Raw genomic sequence first — 18,145 nt, forward strand, 5'->3', positions numbered from 1 at the left:
CTTGGCCCGTGCCGAGCGTGCGCCCAGGCCTAGCCGCCGAGGCAGGCGGGGCCGAGCAGCTCCTTCAGATCGCCCATGAGGGCGGGCGACTGCGTCACCCGTAGCCGGTCCTCCACCCGCATGACCGTGGTCTTGGGGCCGTTGTGCACCTGGAGGTGCACCTCGGAGGTGCCGGGGTGGGTGACGAGGATCTCCTTCAACCTGCCGACCACCGGCGGGGTGCAGCGGCTCAGCGGCAGGCTGACCAGCAGCGGGCCGCCCGACTCGACGGTCAGGTCAGGAGCGGTCACCTCCATCGCGATGATCTTGGCGACGTCTTCACGCTTGTCGATGCGCCCCTTGACGAAGACGATGGCGTCCTCGGCCAGGATCGTCGAGCACAGCTGGTAGGCCGACGGAAAGATCATCACCTCGATCGCGCCTTCGAGGTCCTCCAGCTGGGTCAGCACCCAGGTGTCGCCCTTCTTGGTGACCTTGCGCTGCACGCCCGACAGGATGCCGCCGACCGTGACGACCTGGCCGTCGGAGCGGCTGTCGTCCTGCAGCGCGGCGATCGAGCAGTCGGCCCCCGAGGCGAGGATGTGCTCCACGCCGAACAGCGGGTGGTCGGAGACGTAGAGGCCGAGCATCTCCCGCTCGAACTGCAGCAGGGTGTTCTTGTCCCACTCGCCCACCGGGACCTGCACGTCGAAGGTCTGGTCCTCGCCGCCGTCGACGGCGCCGAACAGGGAGTCCTGGCCGATGGCCTCGTTCTTCTTGATGTCGATGATCGCGTCGACGGCCTGCTCGTGCACCATGACCAGGCCCTTGCGGACGTGCCCGAGCGAGTCGAAGGCGCCCGCCTTGATCAGCGACTCGATCACGCGCTTGTTGCAGACGATCGCGGGGACCTTGCGCAGGAAGTCCTTGAAGTCGGCGAAGCGGCCCTTCTCCTTGCGGGCGGTGATGATGCCGTCGACGACGTTGCCACCGACGTTGCGGACGGCCGACAGGCCGAAGCGGATGTCGGTGCCGCGCGGGGTGAAGTCGAAGTCGGAGTCGTTGACGTCCGGCGGGAAGACCTTGATGCCCATGCGACGGCACTCGTTGAGGTAGAGCGCCGACTTGTCCTTGTCGTCCTTGACGCTCGACAGCAGGGCGGCCATGTAGGCGGCCGGGTAGTTGGCCTTGAGATAGGCGGTCCAGTAAGCGACCAGGCCGTAGCCCGCGGTGTGGGCCTTGTTGAAGGCGTAGTCGGAGAACGGCAGCAGGATGTCCCACAGGGCTTTGATGGCGGCGGGCGAGAAGCCGTTCTCCCTCATGCCCTTCTCGAAGAACTCGTACTGCTTGTCCAGCTCGGACTTCTTCTTCTTGCCCATCGCGCGGCGCAGCAGGTCGGCGCCGCCGAGCGAGTAGCCCGCCACCTTCTGCGCGATGGCCATGACCTGCTCCTGATAGACGATCAGGCCGTGGGTCGTGTCGAGGATCTCCTTGAGCGGCTCTTCAAGCTCGGGATGGATCGGGGTGATCTCCTGCTGGCCGTTCTTGCGCAGCGCGTAGTTGGTGTGGGAGTTGGCTCCCATCGGGCCTGGCCGGTAGAGCGCGAGCGCCGCGGAAATGTCCTCGAAGTTGTCGGGGCGCATCAGGCGCATCAGCGAGCGCATGCCGCCGCCGTCGAGCTGGAAGATGCCCAGCGTGTCACCGCGGGCCAGCAGCTCGTAGGTCTTGGTGTCGTCGAGGGGCAGGTCGAGCAGTTCGATCTTCTCACCGGTGGTGAGCTCGATGGCCTTCAGGCAGTCGTCGATGATCGTGAGGTTGCGCAGGCCCAGGAAGTCCATCTTCAGCAGGCCGAGCGTCTCGCAGGTCGGGTAGTCGAACTGCGTGATGATCGCGCCGTCGGAGTCGCGGCGCATGATGGGGATGTAGTCGGTGAGCACCTCGGCGGACATGATGACGCCCGCGGCGTGCACGCCGGTCTGCCTGATCAGACCCTCCAGGCCCCTGCCGAGGTCCATCGTCGCCTTGACGTCGACGTCCTCCTCGTAGAGCCTGCGCAGCTCGCCCGCCTCGGCGTAGCGCGGGTGGTCCTTGTCGAAGATGCCCGCCAGCGGGATGTCCTTGCCCATCACCGCGGGAGGGAAGGCCTTGGAGACCTTGTCGCCGAGCGCGTAGGGATAGCCGAGGACGCGACCGGCGTCCTTGATGGCAGCCTTCGCCTTGATGGTGCCGAAAGTCGCGATCATGGCGACCTTGTCGGCGCCCCACTTCTCGGTCACGTAGCGGATCACATCGGCGCGCCTGCGCTCGTCGAAGTCGATGTCGACGTCGGGCATGGAGACGCGCTCAGGGTTGAGGAAGCGCTCGAAGATCAGGCCGTGCGGGATCGGGTCGAGGTCGGTGATGCCGAGCGCGTAGGCGACCAGCGAGCCTGCCGCCGAACCACGGCCGGGGCCCACGCGGATGCCGTTGTTCTTGGCCCACATGATGAAGTCGGCGACCACGAGGAAGTAGCTCGGGAAGCCCATTTGGATGATGACCCCGAGCTCCTTCTCTGCCCAGGCGCGGTGCTCCTCGTCGATCCCGCCGGGGAAGCGCCGCTCCAGGCCCTTCCACACCTCCTGGCGGAAGAACTCCTCCTCGGTCATCCCGTCGGGGACGGGGAAGGTCGGCATGAGGTTCTTGAACTCGAAGAACCCCGTGGGGTCGACCTTCTCTGCCACGAGCAGCGTGTTGCGGCAGCCCTCGAGCCAGAGGTCGGAGGAGTCGACCGCCCGCATCTCGTCGGCGTCCTTGATGTAGTAGCCGGAGCCGTCGAAGCGGAAGCGGTCGGGGTCGGACAGCTGCTTGCCGGTCTGGATGCACAGCAGGGCGTCGTGGGAGGCCGCGTCGGACTCGTAGGTGTAGTGGGAGTCGTTGGTGACCAGCGGCGGGATGGCCAGCTCCTTGCTGATCCTGGTCAGCCCGTCGCGGACCCTGCGCTCGATGTCGAGGCCGTGGTCCATGATCTCGAGGAAGTAGTTGTCCCTGCCGAAGATCTCCTGGTACCTCGCCGCGGCCTTGACCGCCTCGTCGTACTGGCCGAGGCGCAGCCTGGTCTGGACCTCGCCCGAGGGGCAGCCCGTGGTGGCCATGAGGCCCTCGGAGTGCTCGGCGAGGATCTCGGCGTCCATGCGCGCCCACTTGCGCACGAAGCCCTCGGTGTAGGCGCGGGAGGACAGCCGCATCAGGTTGTGCAGGCCGGCCTTGTTGCGCGCCCAGATCGTCATGTGGGTGTAGTAGCCACCGGCTGAGACGTCGTCCTTCTTCTGGTGCGGTTCGCCCCACAGCACCGGCTTCTTGTTCTGCCGCAGCTCGGGCGCGACGTAGGCCTCGATGCCGATGATCGGCTTGATGCCCGCGCCGGTGGCCTGCCGGTAGAAGTCGTAGGCGCCGTGCATGTTGCCGTGGTCGGTGATGGCGATGGCGGGCATGCCGAGCTCGCCGACCTGTTTGAACATCTGCTTGAGGCGCGCGGCCCCGTCCAGCATGGAGTACTCGGTATGCACGTGCAGGTGTACAAACGAGTCACTGGACGACATGGAGCGGCGCCTCCTCCATCGAGACCGGATGTGCAGGCTCTGAGCCTAATGGGCCGCACCGACTTTTCCGGCCCGCGCCACCAGCCCCTGACGAGGTGTACGGCCTCCGCTACAGACTGCACGGCGAGCCCCTGAGACCGGCCTCTACCTGCGCATATATCGTTTCCGTGACAAAGGAGAAACGGTGCGCGCACAGTCCGACGAGGGCTACTCCCACGCCCTCGGCAACCGCCAGGTCCAGATGATCGCGATCGGCGGCGCCATCGGCGTGGGCCTGTTCCTCGGCGCGGGCGGCAGGCTCGCCGCCGCCGGTCCCGCGCTGGTGCTCTCCTACGCCGTCGCCGGCCTGGCCGCCTTCTTCGTCATGCGCGCACTGGGCGAACTGGTCCTCTATCGGCCCACCTCGGGCTCCTTCGTGGAGTACGCGGGCGAGTTCATCGGGCCGTGGGCCGCCTTCGCCAGCGGCTGGATGTACTGGATCAACTGGGCCTTCACCGGCATCGCCGAGCTGACGGCGATCGCGACCTACGTCGCCTACTGGGCGCCCGGCTTCCCCCAGTGGCTCACCGCGCTGATCGCTCTGGTCTTCGTGCTGGTGGTCAACCTGGTGTCGGTCAAGCTCTTCGGCGAGCTCGAGTTCTGGTTCGCGCTGCTGAAGGTCCTGGCGATCTGCGCCTTCCTGGTCGTCGGCCTGGCCCTGGTGCTGTTCAGCATGGACGTCGGCGGCACCAGGGCGGGGGTGAGCAACCTCACCGCGCACGGCGGGTTCTTCCCCAACGGCCTGCCCGTCGTGCTCATGAGCCTGCAGGCGGTGGTCTTCGCCTACGCCTCGATCGAGCTGGTCGGCATCGCGGCGGGCGAGACCAAGAACCCCAGGCAGGTGATGCCCAAGGCGGTCAACGGCGTGGTGTGGCGCATCGCGCTGTTCTACATCGGCTCGATCCTGCTGCTGACCATGGTGCTGCCGTGGACGTTCTACAGCGCCGGCACCTCGCCCTTCGTCACGGTCTTCGCCAAGCTGGGCGTGCCGTGGGCGGCCGACGCGATGAACCTCATCGTCATCACCGCCGCCACCTCCTCGTGCAACTCGGGCCTGTACTCCACGGGGCGCATCCTGCGGGCGATGGCGCTCAAGGGCGAGGCGCCGCGCTTCACCGGCGGTCTCAGCTCCAGGCACGTGCCCGTCGGGGGCATCATGCTGACCGCCTCGGTCTTCCTCGCCGGGGTGGCGCTGTTCTACTTCGTGCCCCAGCGGGCCTTCGACATCGCCACCGCCGTCGCCTCGCTCGGAGTGATCACCACGTGGGGGACGCTGGTCTACTGCCAGCTGCGGCTGCGCCGTACCGGGCACCGCTCGGAGTTCGCGATGCCGGGCACGCCGTACAGCAACTGGTTCACGCTGGGGTTCCTCGCGCTCGTGGTGGTGCTGATGGCCTTCGCCGACGACAACCAGAGAGTGGCCTTCTTCCTCATTCCCGCGCTGGTCGCGGCGATCGCCGTGGGATGGAAGCTGGTCAGCGCTCCTCGGCGAGGCGCAGCCCCGCCTCGATCACCGCGTTCATGATCGGCGCCAGGCGCTCCGCGCCCAGCTTGGGCGCGCGCTCGGCCATCGCCGCCACGAGCTGACGCTCCCGCTCCATGTCGCGTCCCGCGAACCCGCCGACGGGCTTGAGCGACTGCACGACGCCCGCGAGCTCGGCCCTCCGTTCGAGCAGGACGGCGAGGGCCGCGTCGACCCTGTCGATGGCCTCGCGCGCCTCGGGCAGGGTGGAGGGGCTCTCGCGCACCGCCAGCGCGCCGAACAGGGCCACGGCCTCGCGGGCCGCGGCCACCTCGGCGTCGGAGGCCGACGGCGACAGCAGCAGGCCGTCGGCGCCCGCGGCGATCGCGGCCGGCGCCAGCGAGGGGTCGCCTGAGACGTCGGCGAGCACCGGCCGTCCCGACCTGGCCTTGGCGGCGCGCAGCAGGGTCAGGTCGAGGGCGACGTGGCTCAGGTGGGTGCGGGTGCCGCTCTCACAGAGCACCACCTGGTCGTTGCCCTCGGCCACGCAGTAGTCGGCGATGCCGAGCCACTCCTCGAGGGTGGCCGAATGGCCACGCTGCACGATCACCGGCAGGCCCAGCCTGGCCACGGCGCGCACCAGCTGGAAGTCCTGCATCCACGCCGAACCCACCACCACGCCGGCGGCGCGCTCGGCGATCGCCGGCAGGTCGGCGGCGGAGAAGGGCTCGACGTACAGGGGGCCGTCGACCAGGTCCTCGGCGGGCACCCGCCCGTGGTGGGGACGCAGGCTGACCCAGCGGGTGACGGTCCTCGGTTCGAGAGTGGAGGTCATCTCGGCTCCCATCGCTCAAGCCGGTCCCAACGGAGCCGGCGGGGTCTCCAGGAAACAAAAAGGGCAGAGACCTCGGGTCTCTGCCTGTCGCCGGCTCCAGGTGGTCGCTACAGCTCGACCGGCCCTCCGGGAGCCGGCTCGGTAAACGTGTAGCGAGGAGTCATGGATCTAAGACTACACGGGTCGCTGTCACCCGATCCCTATGGGAGTATTTCTAGGCTTAGAAGGGGGTTTGAGGCCGTTGATGTCGGATGGACAGCAGCATGCCGGGCGCCGCATCGCCGGTCGGTACCACCTGAAGGAGCCGATCGGCAAGGGCGGCATGGGCATCGTCTGGCGCGCCCATGACGAGCTGCTCGACCGCGAGGTCGCGGTCAAGGAGGTCCGCTACGCGGCCGTGCTCGGCGACGAGGTGCAGCTCCTCAACCGCCGCACCATGCGCGAGGCGCGGGCCGCCGCCAGGTTCACCCATCCGAACGTGATCGTCGTGCACGACGTCATCGAGGAGGACGATCGTCCCTGGATCGTCATGCAGCTGGTCCAGTCCCGCTCGCTGGGACAGGTGATCAAGGCAGATGGCCCGCTGGCGCCGGGGAAGGTGGCCGAGATCGGCCTGGCCGTCCTCGACGCGCTCAGGGGCGCCCACGACGCCGGCGTGCTGCACCGCGACGTCAAGCCGGAGAACGTGCTGCTGGCCGAGGACGGCAGGGTCGTGCTGACCGACTTCGGCATCGCCACGCTGGAGACCGAGACGGCGCTGACCATGACGGGCCTGGCCGGCACGCCCGCCTTCATCGCGCCCGAGCGGCTGAAGGGCCTGCCCGCCAGACGTGAGTCGGACCTGTGGTCGCTGGGCGCGACGCTCTACACCGCGGTCGAGGGCAGGGCGCCGCACGAGCGCGGCATGGCGATGGCGACCATGATGGCCGTGCTCAACGACGACCCCGAGCCGCCGAAGCGGGCGGGGGCGCTCAAACCCGTCCTCGCCGGCTTGCTGGCCAAGGAGCCCGACCAGCGCCTGGGCTTCGACGAGGCCGCCAGGCTGCTGCGCAGGGCCGCCGCGGAGTCGTCAAGGAGCGAGACGGTGCGGACCCCGCGCCGCCCCGTCGTGCCGGTGGTGGACGTCGACGACACCCCGACCGACCCCAGTCTCCCCCGCATCGCGGCTCCGCCTCCCTCACCCGCCGCGTCCTCGTCGCCTCCCCCTCCACCCCCCGCGCCTCCCGCGCGGACCCCCGCCAGGCCTCCGGCGAAGGAGCCCGAGGAGCCCGAGGAGCCCCAGGAGATGGCGCAGACGGGCATGCGCCTGCCCGACGCGACCACACCCACGGTCGGCTCCCCCGCGCCCTCCCGGCGTGCGCTCCCCGTCATCGCCGCGGTCGTCGGGGTCGTCGTGGTGGGCGGTGTGGCGGGCATCCTCGGCCTACGCTCGGCGGGTCAGGCCGATCCCGAGGCGAGCAGGAGCCCGACGCAGAAGGTGACGACCACGGTCACCGCCACCGCGACGGCGACCGCCGCCACCCCCGCCGACAAGCCCTCCGCCTCGCCCAGTCCTTCGCCTTCGGCGTCGAAGACGGAGTCGGCGCTGCCGGACGGCTGGCGGATGTACAAGGACAAGGAGCTGGACTTCTCCGTCGGCCTGCCCAAGGGCTGGGACGTCTACGACCGCAGGGGCAGGCAGGTCTACTTCCGCGGCCCCGGCGCCTCCTCCAACTCCTTCCTGCTGATCGAGCAGGCCACCGACCCAGGCAGCGACCCTTACAAGGACTGGAAGGTGCAGGAGCCGGGCGCCAGGGGCAACTTCGGCGGTTACAAGCTGATCGGCATCAAGAAGGTCGACTACATGAAGGCCGCGGCCGACTGGGAGTTCACCTGGAACACCAACACCGGTAAGTCCAAGGTGCGCAACCGCGGTTTCGTCACCGACAACGGCAAGGGCTACGCGATCTACTGGCACACGCTCGCGGAGAACTGGAAGCGCGATCTGCGGTTCTTCGACACGTTCGCGGCGACCTTCAAACCGTCCAAGTAAGCTTCGCTGGTGCGCGTAGGAAACAGGTATCGCCTGCTGGAGCCCATCGGCGAGGGTGGCATGGGCATCGTCTGGCGCGCCCACGACGACCTGCTCGACAGGACCGTGGCGATCAAGGAGGTCCGCTACACGGGCATCGGCGAGGAGAAGCGCGCCCAGCTCAACCAGCGCACCATCAGGGAGGCGCGGGCGGCGGGCCGCCTCGACCACCCCAACGTGGTCGTCGTCCACGACGTCATCGAGGAGGACGGCAGGCCCTGGATCGTGATGCAGCTGGTGCGCTCGCGCTCGCTGGCCGCGGTGGTCAGGGAGCGGGGCCCGATGCCGGTGGGAGAGGCGGCCCGCGTCGGCGGCGCGGTGCTCGCGGCGCTCAGGGCCGCCCACGCGGCGGGGGTGCTGCACCGCGACGTCAAGCCGGAGAACGTGCTGCTGGCCGAGGACGGCAGGGTCGTGCTGACCGACTTCGGCATCGCCGCGATGGAGGCCGAGGCTGGGCTCACCGCCACAGGCAACCTGGTCGGCACGCCCGCCTACATGCCGCCCGAACGGCTCAACGGCCTGCCCGCCACGCCCGCCTCCGACCTGTGGTCGCTGGGCGCGACGCTGCACACGGCCGTGGAGGGCCGCGCGCCGTACGAGCGGGACTCGTGGGCGGCGACGGTCGCCGCGGTGCTGCGCGACCCGCCTGAGCCCCCCCGGCTGGCCGGGGCGCTCGCCCCGGTGATCTCAGGGCTGCTGCGCAGGGATCCCGCCACGCGGATGAGCGCGGAGGAGGCCTCGGCCAGGCTGGCCTCGCTCACCGAAGGGCGCTCGCCGACCGTCGAGGGCCCCGCACCCGCCAGGCGCTCGCCGCTGCGCCGGCTCCTGCCTGCCGGGCTGGCGGTCGCCGTGGTGGCCGCCGCCGGGGTGTGGGCGATGGGGCAGACGGACTCACCGGCCGTGAACGCGTCGTCCGCCGGCTCCTCGACGCCTTCCTCCTCCGCCACGCCCTCGGCGAAGCCGTCGCCCGGCGGCAGCCCGAGCCCCGCCCTGCCACCCGGCTGGCGCAGACTCAGCAACGCCACGGGCGGCTTCTCCGTCGCAGTCCCCGGCGGGTGGAAGGCGACCAGGAACCCGGAGGGCCGCGACAGCATCAGCGTCAAGGGGCCTGGCACCAGGGGCGAGCTCATCATCGAGTGGACCGACTCGGGCAAGACCGGCCTGACCCCCAAGCAGGAGTGGGAGAGCCTGGAGCAGGAGATCCAGGCGGAGGGCGAGTTCCAGGGTTACACCAGGCTCGGCATCATCCAGCTCACCTACCTCGGGGTCGAGGCCGCCGACTGGGAGTTCACCAGGAACAAGGACGGCCAGATGATCCACGTGCTGAACCGGGGCTTCAGGCTGCGTGACGGCCGTCCTTTCGCCATCTACTGGGAGACCCCCGAGAAGCTGTGGACCGAGGGCAGAGCCACGCTCGACACCATCCTCGAGACGTTCAGGCCGACGTGAGCGAGCAGGCGCGCTTCTGGCGGCACCCGGGAGTGCCTGAAGTCGACCTGCTCAAGGCCCGGTACGTCACCCACCGTTTCTCCAGGCACGTCCACGAGGGCTACGCGATCGGCGTGATCACCTCGGGCGTGGAGGAGTTCGCCTACAAGGGCAGGCTGCTGCGGGCCGGTGAGGGCGAGGTGGTGCTGGTCAACCCCGAGCACGAGCACACTGGTCAGGCGGGCGTTCCTGGCGGCTGGTCCTACCGCATGCTCTACCCGTCGGTCGAGGCGCTGGGGGCGGGGCGCGGCACGCCGTACTTCCCCGAGCAGGTGGTGCGCGATCCCGATCTGGCCAGACTGCTGGTCAGCGCGCACCTGGCCACCGAGCGCGGCGACAGGCTCGCCGCCTCCACGCTGATGCGCGCGCTGTTCGCGCGCCTGCTGTCCAGGCACGCCGGCTCGCGGCCCGTGCCGGAGGCGCCGACCGGCCAGGACGCGGTACGGCAGGCCATCGACCTGCTGCACGAGCGCATGGCCGACCCGCCCACGCTGGAGGGCCTGGCCGAGGCCGTCCAGGCCAGGCCCTTCCCGCTGCTGCGCGCGTTCAAGGCCGTCACGGGCCTGCCGCCGCACGCCTACCTCACCTCCCTGCGCGTACGGCAGGCCCGCCGCCTCCTGGAGACCGGCCTGCCCCCCGCCGAGGTCGCCGCCGAGGTCGGCTTCACCGACCAGGCCCACCTGGGCCGTCATTTCAAGCGCGTCGTCGGCATCCCGCCCGCCGCCTACCAGCGCGCCGCAGGAACGTACAAGACTCGCTAATCTCCCAGGTCATAGCCTCAGGCGGTATGAACACCGCAACAAGGGACGGACTGGGCGTCGGAGTCGCCGTCGGCCTGTCGGGCGCCGCGTTCGGCGCGGCGGCCGTCACCGCAGGACTCGACGTGGCGCAGTCGTGCGTCCTCAGCCTTCTCGCCTTCACGGGCGCCTCCCAGTTCGCGCTGGTCGGCGCGGTCTCGGGAGGCGGCGACCTGCTGGCGGCCTCGGCGGGCGCGCTCCTGCTGGGCGGGCGCAACACCCTGTACGGCCTGCGCCTGGCCGATCTGCTCAAGGTGCGCGGCGGCAGGCGGCTGGTGGCCGCCCAGGGAGTGATCGACGAGACGACCGCCGTCGCGCTGGCCCAGCCGACCCCCGAGACCGCCCGCAGGGCGTTCACCGTGACCTTCGCCAGTCTGTACCTGATGTGGAACCTGACCACGCTGATCGGCGCGCTCGGCACCTCCGCGCTGGGCGACCCGGGCGTGCTCGGGCTGGACGCGGTCGGCCCCGCCACCTTCCTGGCCATCCTCTGGCCCCGCCTGGTGAGCGAGCCGGGCCTGCGCGGGCTGGCGCTGGGCGGCGCCGCGGTGGCGCTGCTCGCGACGCCCTTCGTCCCCGCGGGCGTGCCCGTCCTGCTGTCGGCCGTCGTCGTGCTCCTGGTGGTGCTCCGATGACGCTGTGGTGGGCGATCGTCCTGGTCAGTCTGGGCTGCTACGCGCTGAAGCTGTGCGGCCTGGCCGCTCCCCGCAGGGTGCTCGACCACCCGGTGGTGCGCAGGTTCGCCGAGCTCGTGCCCGTCGCGCTGCTGGCCGCGCTGATCGCGGTGCAGACCTTCACCCACGAGGGAGCCCTCCAGTTCGACCCCGCCAGGACGGCGGGACTCGGCGCCGCGGTCGTCGCGCTCGTGCTTCGGGCGCCCTTTCTCGTGGTGCTGGCAGCAGCCGCGGTGGTCACCGCGCTTGTTCGGGCCTTTACGGGGTAGCCCGTCCCTCATGTCCGAATCTCCGGGGATCATCGGCGGGCGGTACAGGTTGCTCAGAACCATCGGACGTGGCGGCATGGGCACCGTATGGCACGCATACGACGAAGTGCTCGGCCGCGACGTCGCGGTCAAGGAGGTGCTGCCACCGCCCGACCTGAGCGGTCCCGAACGCGAGATCTTCACCGTGCGCACCTTCCGCGAGGCCAGGGCCGCGGGGAGGGTCGCGCATCCGGGGGTGGCGACCGTCTACGACGTGGTCCAGGAGGGCGGACACCCCTGGATCATCATGGAGCTGGTCCGCTCGCGGACGCTCGGCTCGCTGGTGCGCGAGAGGGGACCGCTCGAACCGGCCAGGGTGGCGGAGATCGGACTGGAGATCCTGGCCGCGCTGCGCGCCGCCCACGCCGTGGGAGTGCTGCACCGTGACGTGAAACCGGACAACGTGCTGCTCGCCGAGGACGGCAGGGCGGTGCTGACCGACTTCGGCATCGCCACGACGGAGGACGAGGCCCCGGTGACCAGGACCGGCATCCTGGTCGGCACGCCCGCCTTCATCGCGCCCGAACGCGCGGCGGGCGGCAGCGCCGAGCCCGCCTCGGACCTGTGGTCGCTGGGGGTCACCCTCTACACGGCCGTGGAGGGCCACTCGCCCTTCCACCGCGGCCACGCCCTGGCCACGCTGGCCGCCGTCATGCACGACGAGCCGATGCCGATGGCGTCCGCGGGGCCGCTCGCGCCGGTCGTGCACGGGCTGCTGCGCAAGGACCCGGCCGAGCGGATGGACATCGACGAGGCCGAACGGCGCCTCAGGCCGATCGTGCTCGGACTGGCCCCTGAGGCGACCGCTCCCGTGCCCGTGGTGGTGCCACCCGCGCCGCCCGGCTCGGCCGTACGGCCCGCGGCTCATGGGAAGCGGCCGCCGCCGCTGGTCGCGCTCGCGGCCGCCGCGACGGTGTCGCCGCTGGTGACCGGCGGGATGGCGTGGATGTCGGGCCGCGCGGAGACCCCCCAGCCGAAGCAGCCGGCCTCCGTGCCCTCGGTGGTCAGCACGCCGACGGAGACCTCCAAGCCCGCGCCTGCGCCCGCGCCCGAGCCCACCGCTGTGAGCTCGGACGACGACGGGACCCAGCCGGCCCGGCAGGCCCCGACCTCCGCCGACGTGGGCAGGCAGCCGAAGCAGAGCAGACCGCCCGCCAGGACCGACCAGGACAGGCCCAGCCCGAAGCCGACCAGGAGCAAGGGCAAGGCGAAGCAGTCCTCGCCTCCCGCGGAGGAGACGGAGGAGCCGACCGAGGAGCCGACCGCAGACCCGCCCGCCGACGACGCGCCCGACGACTCCGGTCAGGTCGAGCCCGACGACGGCGAGGCCGCGGGGGAACAGCGCGAGAAGGCCAAGGTCAAGGCCAAGAGCAAGGGGCCGGCCAAGGCGAAGGACAAGGTGCGGAGCTGAGGTCAGGACTCCGCGCGCACCATGTCGAGCGCCTTCTGCAGGTCGTCGGGGTAGTCGCTGCTGAAGGAGACCCACTCGCCGCCGGAGGGGTGCTCGAAGCCGAGCGAGACCGCGTGCAGCCACTGCCTGGTCATGCCGAGCCTGGCCGCGAGGGTGGGGTCGGCGCCGTACATCAGGTCGCCCACACAGGGGTGGCGCAGCGCGGCCATGTGGACCCGGATCTGGTGCGTGCGCCCGGTCTCCAGCTTGATGTCCAGCAGCGTGGCGGCCCTGAAGGCCTCGATCGTGTCGTAGTGGGTCACCGACGGCTTGCCGCCCGCCACGACGGCGAACCTGCCGTCGCCCGAGGGGTGCCGGTCGATGGGCGCGTCGACCGTGCCCCTGAACGGGTCGGGGTGGCCCTGCACCAGCGCGTGGTAGCGCTTGTCGACCGTGCGCTCCTTGAAGGCGCGCTTGAGGAAGGAGTAGGCGTGCTCGCTCTTGGCCACGACCATCGCGCCGGTGGTGTTGGCGTCGAGGCGGTGCACGATGCCCTGCCGCTCGGCCGCGCCGCTGGTCGCGACCGTGTGCCCGGTGCCGAGCAGGCCGCCGATCACCGTGGGGCCCGTCCATCCGACGGTCGGGTGGGCCGCGACGCCGATGGGCTTGTTGACCACCACGATGTCGTCGTCCTCGTAGATGATCGCCATCCCCGGCACCGGCTCGGCCACCGGCATGGGCGTCGTGATGGGCGGGGGAAGGGTGACGTCGAGCCACGCGCCCGCGTGCACCCTGTCGGACTTGGCGGCCTGTGAGCCGTCCACCAGCACCTCGCCCGAGCTGATCAGCTCGGCCGCGCGGGTGCGCGAGAAACCGAAGAGCCGCGACAGTGCGGCGTCGAGTCGTTCGCCTTCGAGCCCGTCGGGGACGGGCAGGCTGCGCTGTTCAGACATTCTTGGTGGTCACCTCCCTGGTGCCGTCGATCTGGTAGCCGCGCCAGGCCAGGAAGACCGCCACGATGCCGCCGCACACGATCGCCGAGTCGGCGATGTTCCAGACGGGGAAGTGGCCGGGGAAGGTCTCGATGAAGTCGACCACGTGCCCCTGCAACTGCCCCGAGGCGGGACGGCCGAAGCCCGCGGGGTAGCGCAGCAGCCGGTCGGTGAGGTTGCCCAGCGCCCCGCCCAGCATCAGGCCGAGCGTGATCGCCCACGGCAGGCTGCGCAGCTTGCGCGCGGTGCGGATGATCGCGATCACCACTCCGGCGGCCACCAGGGTGAACACGAAGGTCATCCCCGTGCCGATGCTGAAGGCGGCGCCGGAGTTGAAGATCACCCTGAACTGGAGCAGCCCGGGGATCACCACCTCCGGCTCCCTGCCCTCGAGCGTCCGCAGCACCAGCGTCTTGGTGAACAGGTCGAGCCCGTAGATCACCACGGCGAGCGACGCGAGAAGGCCGATCAGGCGTCGCCCGACCGGCCTCGCGGCTTTCTCGCCGTCAGCGCTCAGCGGCGCTCCTCCCGCTGTTTGCATGTCACGCACAGCGTCGCCCTCGGGAACGCCTGAAGACGCTCCTTGCCGATCGGCTTGTGGCACGATTCGCACACTCCATAGGTCCCTGCGTCGATCCTGGCGATCGCACGTTCGTTCTGCGCGACCAGGTCGCGTGTGTTCAGGGTAAGGGCGATCTCGCGTTCCCGCTCATAGGTCTTGGCCCCGGCATCGGCCTGGTCGTCGCCGGCTCCCTGGGTGACGTCCCCAGAGGCGATCTCGGTCTCGTGTCGAAGGATGTCCGCCTCGAGCTCGGCGATTTCCTGAACGAGGGTGTCGCGTACCTCGGCCAGCTCCTCTGCCGACCACATCGAAGGGGTCGCGGTCTGCGTGACTGCCGCCATGGCTGCCTCCATGCTGATCAAGGCTCAAACGGTGCGGGCAGCTTAGGCCGTGGATAACGACTCGGCAAACGACCCGCCGTACGGATTACCCCTCCCGTACTATCCCGCCTCGCCGGATCAACTCCTCACCATAGGCATCCATTCCCGGATCTTTGTCGCGATTTGCTGAGTGGGATATCGGGAAGCCTTCGCCCTCCACTCTGCGTTATGGTTTTAGCCTGCAAGGCGTTGACGGAGCCCTGTGATCGAGATCACAAGGGATATCACTCCCGAGCCGCCGGAAGAACGGCTCGCCGAGAGCTCACTAGAACCGGCCGCAGACGAAATGAAGTGGGTCCCTTCGGGGGTCAAGAGGGGTGGTACCGCGGAGCCGTACGGCTTCGTCCCTTCACGCCGTCGCCGTCCGACACCGTGGAGGTCCCGCCCGAGATGTCCCACTATTTCCGCTCTCTACCCGCGCAGGTCGACCTGCCCGCGCTCGAGCGTGAGGTCCTCGACCGATGGCGGGACGGGAAGATCTTCGAGCGCTCCGTCGAGCAGAACGAAGGCGCTCCCTCCTGGGTCTTCTACGAGGGCCCTCCCACCGCCAACGGCCTGCCGGGCGTTCACCACGTCGAGGCGCGCGTCTTCAAGGACCTCTTCCCCCGCTACAAGACCATGCGCGGCTTCAGCGTGCCCCGCAAGGCCGGCTGGGACTGCCACGGCCTGCCCGTTGAGGTCGGCATCGAGAAAGAGCTCGGCCTGACCGGCAAGAAGGACATCGAGGCGTACGGCATCGCCGAGTTCAACGCCAAGTGCCGCGAGTCGGTCCTGCGCCACGTCGACGCCTTCGAAGAGCTGACCGAGCGCATGGGCTACTGGATCGACCTGTCCCAGGCCTACCGCACGATGGACCCCGAGTACGTCGAGTCCGTCTGGTGGTCGCTCAAGGTCATCTTCGACAAGGGCCTGCTGTTCCGCGACTTCCGCATCACGCCGTACTGCCCGCGCTGCGGCACCGGCCTGTCCGACCACGAGCTGGGCCAGCCCGGTGGCTACGAGACCGTCACCTCGCCCTCGGTCTACGTCCGCATGCCCGTGACCTCGGGCCCGCTGGCCGAGCTGAACGCCTCGCTGCTGATCTGGACGACCACGCCGTGGACGCTGGTGTCCAACACGGCGGTGGCCGTACACCCGGAGGTCACCTACGTCGCCGCCCGCACCGCCGACGGCGAGGTGCTGGTGGTGGCCGAGCCGCTGCTGTCGGTCCTCGGCGAGGGCGCCACCGAGGTGGCCCGCTTCTCTGGGCGCGAGCTCGAGCGCACCGCCTACTCCCGCCCGTTCGACCTGGTCGACATCCCCGGCGCGCACTACGTGGTCCTCGGCGACTACGTGACCGTCGAGGACGGCACGGGCCTGGTCCACCAGGCCCCCGCCTTCGGCGCCGACGACATGACCGTCTGCAAGTCGTACGGCATGCCGATCGTCAACCCGATCGGCCCCGACGGGCGTTTCCTGCCCGACGTGCCGATGGTCGGCGGCCAGTTCTTCAAGGACGCCGACGAGGGCCTGACCGAGGACCTCGCCGGGCGCGGCCTGCTGTTCCGCGACGGTCACTTCGACCACAGCTACCCGCACTGCTGGCGCTGCCACACCCCGCTGCTCTACTACGCGCTGCCCGCCTGGTACATCCGCACCACCGCGGTCAAGGACACGATGCTCGCGGAGAACGAGAAGACCAACTGGTTCCCCGAGACCATCAAGTGGGGCCGCTTCGGCGAGTGGCTGCGCAACAACGTCGACTGGTCGCTGTCGCGCTCGCGCTACTGGGGCACGCCGCTGCCTCTCTGGGTGTGCTCGGCCGACGAGTCGCACGTCACGTGCGTCGGGTCGCTGGAGGAGCTCGGGTCCCTGGCGGGACAGGAGCTGTCGAACCTCGACCCGCACCGTCCCTACGTGGACGACGTGACCTTCCCCTGCCCCTCGTGCGGCGCCGTCGCCCAGCGCGTGCCCGACGTCATCGACGCGTGGTACGACTCGGGCTCCATGCCGTTCGCCCAGTGGGGCGCCAAAGGCAAGCCCGAGGGCGTCTACCCCGCGCAGTTCATCTGCGAGGCGACCGACCAGACCCGCGGCTGGTTCTACTCGCTGATGGCGGTCGGCTCGCTGGTCTTCGAGCAGTCCTCCTACGAGAACGTGCTCTGCCTCGGCCTCATCCTGGCCGAGGACGGCCGCAAGATGAGCAAGCACCTCGGCAACGTCCTGGAGCCCATCTCGCTGATGGACCAGCACGGCGCCGACGCGCTGCGCTGGTTCATGGCCGCCTCGGGCTCGCCGTGGGCGGCGCGCCGCGTGGGTCACAACGCGCTCGAGGAGATCGTCCGCAAGGTCCTGCTGACCTACTGGAACACCGCCTCCTTCTTCACCCTCTACGCCAACGCCGAGTCGTGGTCGCCCTCGATGGCGGCGGAGGCGCCGCCCGCCTCCGAGCGCCCGCTGATCGACAGGTGGGCGCTGGCCGAGCTGCACAGGACGGTGGCGGAGGTGTCGGCCGCGTTCGACTCCTTCGACACCGTGCGCGCGGGCCGCAGGCTCGCCGAGTTCCTCGACGACCTGTCCAACTGGTACGTCAGGCGCTCGCGCCGCAGGTTCTGGCAGGGCTCGCAGGAGGCGTTCGCGACGCTGTACGAGTGCCTGGAGACGGTCACCAGGCTCATGGCGCCGATGACGCCGTTCGTGACCGACTACCTCTGGGACGTGCTGCGCGGCGTGGACGCGCCCTCGTCGGTGCACCTGACCTCCTGGCCTGCGGTCAAGGAGGAGCTGCTCGACCCGTCGCTGTCGGCGCAGATGGCGCTGGTGCGGCGGCTGGTGGAGCTGGGCCGTTCGGCCAGGGCCGCCTCCGGGGTCAAGACCCGCCAGCCGCTGGGCCGCGCCCTCGTGGGCGCTCCGGGCTGGGCGTCGCTCTCCCCCGAGCTGCGCGACCTCATCGCGGACGAGCTGAACGTCCAGGCCCTCGAAGACATGTCCGGCTTCAGTACGGATTTGGTGTCTTTCACCGTCAAGCCCAACTTCAGGGCGCTCGGCAAGCGGTTCGGCTCGCAGACCAAGCTGGTCGCGGCGGCGGTCTCGGCCGCCGACGCCGGCTCGCTGGCAGCGACGCTGCGCTCGGGCTCGCCGGTCTCCGTCGACGCGGGCGAGCTCGGCACGGTCTCGCTCACCGCCGACGAGGTGATCGTCACCGAGCAGCCGAAGTCGGGCTGGGCGGTCGAGACGGGCGCGGTCGACACGGGCACCGGCGAGACGGTCGCGCTCGACCTGGCCATGACCGACGAGTTGCGCAGGGCCGGACTCATCCGCGAGGTCATCCGCCTGGTGCAGGACGCCCGCAAGTCGACGGGCCTGTCCATCACCGACAGGATCGACCTGTGGTGGAAGGCCTCGTCCGAGGACCTGTCACAGGCGCTGCGCTCGGACGGTTCGCTGGTGGGCGAAGAGGTCCTGGCCTCCAGCCTGACCGAGGGTGCCTCCGAGGACCTGCCCGTCCACACCGACACGGACCTGGGCCTGACCTTCCAGCTCCGCCGCGCCTGACCTCGCGGCTCTCGCGCAGCCCGCCCTGGCGGTGGCGTGGCCCCTCATCCCGAGGA

The 18,145-nt window shown here is 70.1% G+C and carries 13 protein-coding genes; 8 read left to right on the top strand and 5 right to left on the bottom strand.

The genetic code is table 11. The annotated features are described in order from the left end of the window. Positions 1-29: 29 nt before the first annotated feature. Complete coding sequence (gene dnaE / locus ABFX50_RS15285) at positions 30-3,557, bottom strand: DNA polymerase III subunit alpha (protein WP_346146902.1); 3,528 nt, start codon at positions 3,555-3,557, stop codon at positions 30-32. Between the two features lie 184 nt (positions 3,558-3,741). Between dnaE and ABFX50_RS15290 the strand changes: the two genes are divergently transcribed. Further along, positions 3,742-5,121, top strand: coding sequence for an amino acid permease (locus tag ABFX50_RS15290; RefSeq protein ID WP_346146904.1), 1,380 nt, complete (start codon positions 3,742-3,744; stop codon positions 5,119-5,121). Here ABFX50_RS15290 and ABFX50_RS15295 read toward each other — a convergent pair. Then, positions 5,072-5,893, bottom strand: a complete 822-nt coding sequence (locus ABFX50_RS15295) for a chorismate mutase (RefSeq protein ID WP_346146906.1) — start codon at positions 5,891-5,893, stop codon at positions 5,072-5,074. The genes ABFX50_RS15290 and ABFX50_RS15295 overlap by 50 nt on opposite strands. Before the next feature lie 244 nt (positions 5,894-6,137). Between ABFX50_RS15295 and ABFX50_RS15300 the strand changes: the two genes are divergently transcribed. The 6 genes from ABFX50_RS15300 to ABFX50_RS15325 are packed head-to-tail and all read left to right on the top strand — an operon-like array spanning position 6,138 to position 12,642. Next, a complete protein-coding gene (locus tag ABFX50_RS15300) occupies positions 6,138-7,925 on the top strand; it encodes a serine/threonine-protein kinase (RefSeq protein ID WP_346146908.1) in 1,788 nt (595 codons plus the stop codon). A gap of 9 nt (positions 7,926-7,934) precedes the next feature. After that, positions 7,935-9,413 (top strand): serine/threonine-protein kinase, encoded by a 1,479-nt coding sequence (locus tag ABFX50_RS15305; protein WP_346146910.1) that lies wholly within the window; start codon positions 7,935-7,937, stop codon positions 9,411-9,413. Continuing rightward, positions 9,410-10,213, top strand: coding sequence for an AraC family transcriptional regulator (locus tag ABFX50_RS15310; RefSeq protein WP_346146912.1), 804 nt, complete (start codon positions 9,410-9,412; stop codon positions 10,211-10,213). The genes ABFX50_RS15305 and ABFX50_RS15310 overlap by 4 nt, the downstream gene beginning before the upstream one ends. A gap of 26 nt (positions 10,214-10,239) precedes the next feature. Continuing rightward, positions 10,240-10,884: an AzlC family ABC transporter permease gene (locus ABFX50_RS15315; protein ID WP_183659101.1), complete on the top strand. Its 645-nt coding sequence runs from the start codon at positions 10,240-10,242 to the stop codon at positions 10,882-10,884. Continuing rightward, positions 10,881-11,192 carry an AzlD domain-containing protein gene (locus tag ABFX50_RS15320; RefSeq protein ID WP_346120825.1) on the top strand — a complete coding sequence of 104 codons (312 nt, stop codon included), beginning with the start codon at positions 10,881-10,883 and terminating at the stop codon, positions 11,190-11,192. Before ABFX50_RS15315 ends, ABFX50_RS15320 begins: the two co-directional genes overlap by 4 nt. 10 nt (positions 11,193-11,202) lie before the next feature. Next, complete coding sequence (locus ABFX50_RS15325) at positions 11,203-12,642, top strand: serine/threonine-protein kinase (protein ID WP_346146915.1); 1,440 nt, start codon at positions 11,203-11,205, stop codon at positions 12,640-12,642. Positions 12,643-12,644: 2 nt separating this feature from the next. Here the strand turns inward: ABFX50_RS15325 and ABFX50_RS15330 are convergent, their stop codons facing one another. Genes ABFX50_RS15330 through ABFX50_RS15340 form a run of 3 tightly spaced genes read right to left on the bottom strand, consistent with a single transcriptional unit; the run spans position 12,645 to position 14,516 of the window. Continuing rightward, on the bottom strand, positions 12,645-13,574 hold the full coding sequence (locus ABFX50_RS15330) for an RluA family pseudouridine synthase (RefSeq protein WP_346146916.1): 930 nt from the start codon (positions 13,572-13,574) through the stop codon (positions 12,645-12,647). Then, complete coding sequence (locus ABFX50_RS15335; RefSeq protein ID WP_346147081.1) at positions 13,567-14,154, bottom strand: signal peptidase II; 588 nt, start codon at positions 14,152-14,154, stop codon at positions 13,567-13,569. The genes ABFX50_RS15330 and ABFX50_RS15335 overlap by 8 nt, the downstream gene beginning before the upstream one ends. Further along, the gene (locus ABFX50_RS15340; RefSeq protein WP_183659094.1) at positions 14,127-14,516 is read right to left on the bottom strand and encodes a TraR/DksA family transcriptional regulator; all 390 of its coding nucleotides are present in this window, start codon (positions 14,514-14,516) and stop codon (positions 14,127-14,129) included. Before ABFX50_RS15340 ends, ABFX50_RS15335 begins: the two co-directional genes overlap by 28 nt. A 429-nt stretch (positions 14,517-14,945) precedes the next feature. Between ABFX50_RS15340 and ileS the strand changes: the two genes are divergently transcribed. Continuing rightward, a complete protein-coding gene (gene ileS / locus ABFX50_RS15345; RefSeq protein ID WP_346146918.1) occupies positions 14,946-18,089 on the top strand; it encodes an isoleucine--tRNA ligase in 3,144 nt (1,047 codons plus the stop codon). The last annotated feature ends 56 nt before the right edge of the window (positions 18,090-18,145 follow it).

The sequence above is a fragment of the Nonomuraea recticatena genome, assembly GCF_039533245.1.
GTDB lineage: Bacteria > Actinomycetota > Actinomycetes > Streptosporangiales > Streptosporangiaceae > Nonomuraea > Nonomuraea roseola.